The sequence below is a fragment of the Loigolactobacillus jiayinensis genome (assembly GCF_003946445.1).
GTDB lineage: Bacteria > Bacillota > Bacilli > Lactobacillales > Lactobacillaceae > Loigolactobacillus > Loigolactobacillus jiayinensis.
In genome coordinates this window covers 1-2,929 of the sequence record NZ_RHOF01000113.1, presented here as the reverse complement: position 1 = coordinate 2,929, position 2,929 = coordinate 1, and the positions used below count along the sequence as shown (strand labels likewise).

Here is a 2,929-nt window from a genome sequence, read left to right as displayed (position 1 = left end):
CCGCAGTGCCATTTTCCAAGGCCGCAACTCGTTTTTCAAAAACGTCAGTGGTCGGATTAGTCAGGCGGGTATAGATATTGCCAGCATCGGTTAAGGCAAAACGGCCAGCAGCTTGAGCGGCGTCCTTGAAGACGTATGACGTCGTTTGATAAATTGGCACAGCGCGGGCACCAGTTTCATCAACGGTTTGTCCGGCGGTAACTTGCAATGTTTCAAAATGTAAATTTTCTTCTGTCATAATAGATTACCCTCTTTAGTTTAATTTAGTTGTTGGAGCCAATTAGCAACAATTTGTTGGCCTGAACTATGCCAGCGTTCTAAGACACGTGCATTAGCATCATTGCCGTAAAAATAATTCTCTGGTAACGTGATTGGAATGCCATCGGCTAAATCACGGTGATACTCTTGGGCCAAGGTGTTCTGCGCGTATTCAGGATGACCGGTAATAAAGGTTTGCCGTTGATCCCGGCTTTGAACAATTACTGGGCCAACATTGATATCATCAACTAACAGATTTAAATCAGTTTGCGCTTGAATGTCAGCTGCTTGTAATGTGGTGTGCCGTGAATGGGGCATGTAAAAATGATGCGGTAAATGGGCTAACAAAGGATTCTCACTGATCGCCTTATGCTCAAAAATACCGAAAACCTTTGGACTAACCGCGTACTTATCAATCCCATACTCAGCGTATAAAGCCGCTTGAGCTGCCCAGCAAATAAATAAATTTTGCCGGACATGGTCTTGTGCCCAATCCAGAATTTCAATAAACTCTTGCCAATAATCAACTTCAGTAAATGGCAATGTTTCAACTGGTGCCCCAGTAATAATTAATCCATCATATGTGTTCTCGGCAATTTCTGGTAATGTTGCATAACTCGTTTTTAAATAAGGTAGTACATGTGATTTAAAATGATGTGTGCGTGGGTACAAAAACGTTAAACTTAAGTTTTCTGGTAAGCCAGCAAATAAATCCAATAATTGACCTTCAGTTTCTAGTTTATTAGGCATTAAATTCAATACGACTAAATCAGTTGTTTGTTGCGTGTTGGTACCCAATTGATTAAATACCAAACGTTTACTTGATTCGTGCTTAACGGTCATCAAGGGACCACCTCCCAAAATTAACTTGCTGAGTAATAAAAAAGCTTCCATCCCAAACGTATTAAAACGTTTAGGGACGAAAGCTTTCGCGTTACCACCCTGGTTTACATTGATTTCACAATCAAATGACTTAATAAGTACATCAAAACAGACTATACTTCGCAAAATATCGCTTGCCGACGGACCAATAGTATTACTAACCACTATTGTTCAAGCTCCAAGACCATCTTCACTCAAGTTATCTAGCTTCCTCTCACCTAACGAAGCTCGCTAAATAGATACCTTGACTTACTCTTCTCTTCATTGCTTATCATTGTTTTCTAACTTGACACCAATCTTATCATCATCTTTTTCTCACGTCAAGCTTAGTTTACGTAAAATATGGGATAAAATTGCAGTTAGGCGTGATTTCGTTATAATAGAAAGTAATCAGTCTTTAGCAAGTGCTTGAAAAATACTCAAAAAATTTTCAAACTTATTTGCACTAAATAAGTTAGTTACCAAATTTCAGCAGGAGGCCCACATGCCAGAAAATGATGAAGCCACTACTCGTAGCGGCCGTAAACCACCCAAAAAAAGTCATCCGCTATTAAAGATTATCCTATTACTTTTTTCAATTGCCGTTTTTTTAACCGGTATTTTTGCCTATAAATTATATTCACATGCTGGCGATACAATTACAGGAATGCATGCTTCAGTTGGTAAGGCCTCCGCCAAGATTCAACAAAAGCAATCATTCTCTATTTTATTGTTAGGCGCCGATACTGGTGCCGATGGCCGTAAATATCAAGGTAATTCAGATACGATCATCGTGGCCACCATCAATCCAACGAAAAATCGCGTTAAACTCGTCAGTATACCGCGTGATACCTTAGCTGAATTAATTGGTAGTAAACCACGGAACATGCAAAAAATTAATGCCGCCTACAATTATGGCGGTACCAAAATGGCACTTCGCAGTGTTAGCCAATTACTCAACACACCAATTGACTATTATATGACCATCAACATGGGCGCATTGAAAACCATTGTTAATGACGTTGGTGGCATCGACGTTGATATTCCCTTCTCCTTTACCAGTGTTTGGACTGGTGGGCAAAAGTTTAAAAAAGGCGTTCATCATTTAAATGGTACTCAAGCACTGGCCTACTCACGCATGCGCCACGAAGATCCGCGTGGTGATTACGGCCGCCAAATGCGGCAGCAACAAGTGATCCGTGCCGTTCTGAAAAAAGCTACCCAGCCAAAAGTCCTGTTACAGTATAAGAAAATTACTAATGACCTTAAAAAGAATATGCGAACTGATTTAACTTTCGCCGATATTCAAAAATTAGCCTTAGATTACCGTCACGCCGCCAGCAATATCAAGTCTGATCAACTACAGGGGCAAGATGCGTGGATCAATGGTTCGTCTTATCAGATCGCATCGACCAAAGAACTCAATCGCGTTTCCACAAAAATTCGAAACGAGTTAGGCCTCACCAAGGAAAAAGTCGATAATGCAGAAGTTTATCAAAATGAACTCAATCCTTACTTCGATGGTACTGATAACCAAACGTTCTACATCAGTAATGATTTCACAACAACAATCGCTCAGTAAAATTCGCAAGTACAAAAAAAGCCTTACGCTGAATTTAAAAAGGCTCTATACTTTATCCTGTTGATAGATTGCTCAAAGTGGTAATCTATTAGCGGGATTTTTGTGTAAAATAAAAAAGCTCACCGGCCCCATACACAAATTTCACCCACTACAGCGTCATTTGAAAGGATATAAAGACCAATGAACTCTATCGACCATTATATAAAATTTTCACTCAGTATTAAAGAC

At 39.8% G+C, this 2,929-nt stretch carries 3 protein-coding genes; 1 reads left to right on the top strand and 2 read right to left on the bottom strand.

Going from position 1 to position 2,929, the window contains the following annotated elements; translation table 11 throughout:
• A partial coding sequence (locus tag EKM80_RS14655; protein ID WP_164509594.1) for a PLP-dependent transferase occupies positions 1 to 238 on the bottom strand: 238 nt, incomplete at its 3' end.
• Between the two features lie 20 nt (positions 239 to 258).
• Entirely contained in the window at positions 259 to 1,101 is an 843-nt protein-coding gene (locus EKM80_RS14650; protein ID WP_125554409.1) for a homoserine O-acetyltransferase/O-succinyltransferase family protein, read from the bottom strand.
• Positions 1,102 to 1,624: 523 nt separating this feature from the next.
• On the opposite strand from EKM80_RS14650, the gene EKM80_RS14645 reads away from it, so the two are divergent.
• A complete protein-coding gene (locus EKM80_RS14645; protein ID WP_125554407.1) occupies positions 1,625 to 2,701 on the top strand; it encodes an LCP family protein in 1,077 nt (358 codons plus the stop codon).
• Positions 2,702 to 2,929: the final 228 nt, after the last annotated feature.

Excerpts from the sequence above, each read along its gene's own strand:
- EKM80_RS14650 (WP_125554409.1), bottom strand. The coding sequence starts at position 1,101 with ATGACCGTTAAGCACGAATCAAGTAAACGTTTGGTATTTAATCAATTG.
- EKM80_RS14645 (WP_125554407.1), top strand. The coding sequence starts at position 1,625 with ATGCCAGAAAATGATGAAGCCACTACTCGTAGCGGCCGTAAACCACCC.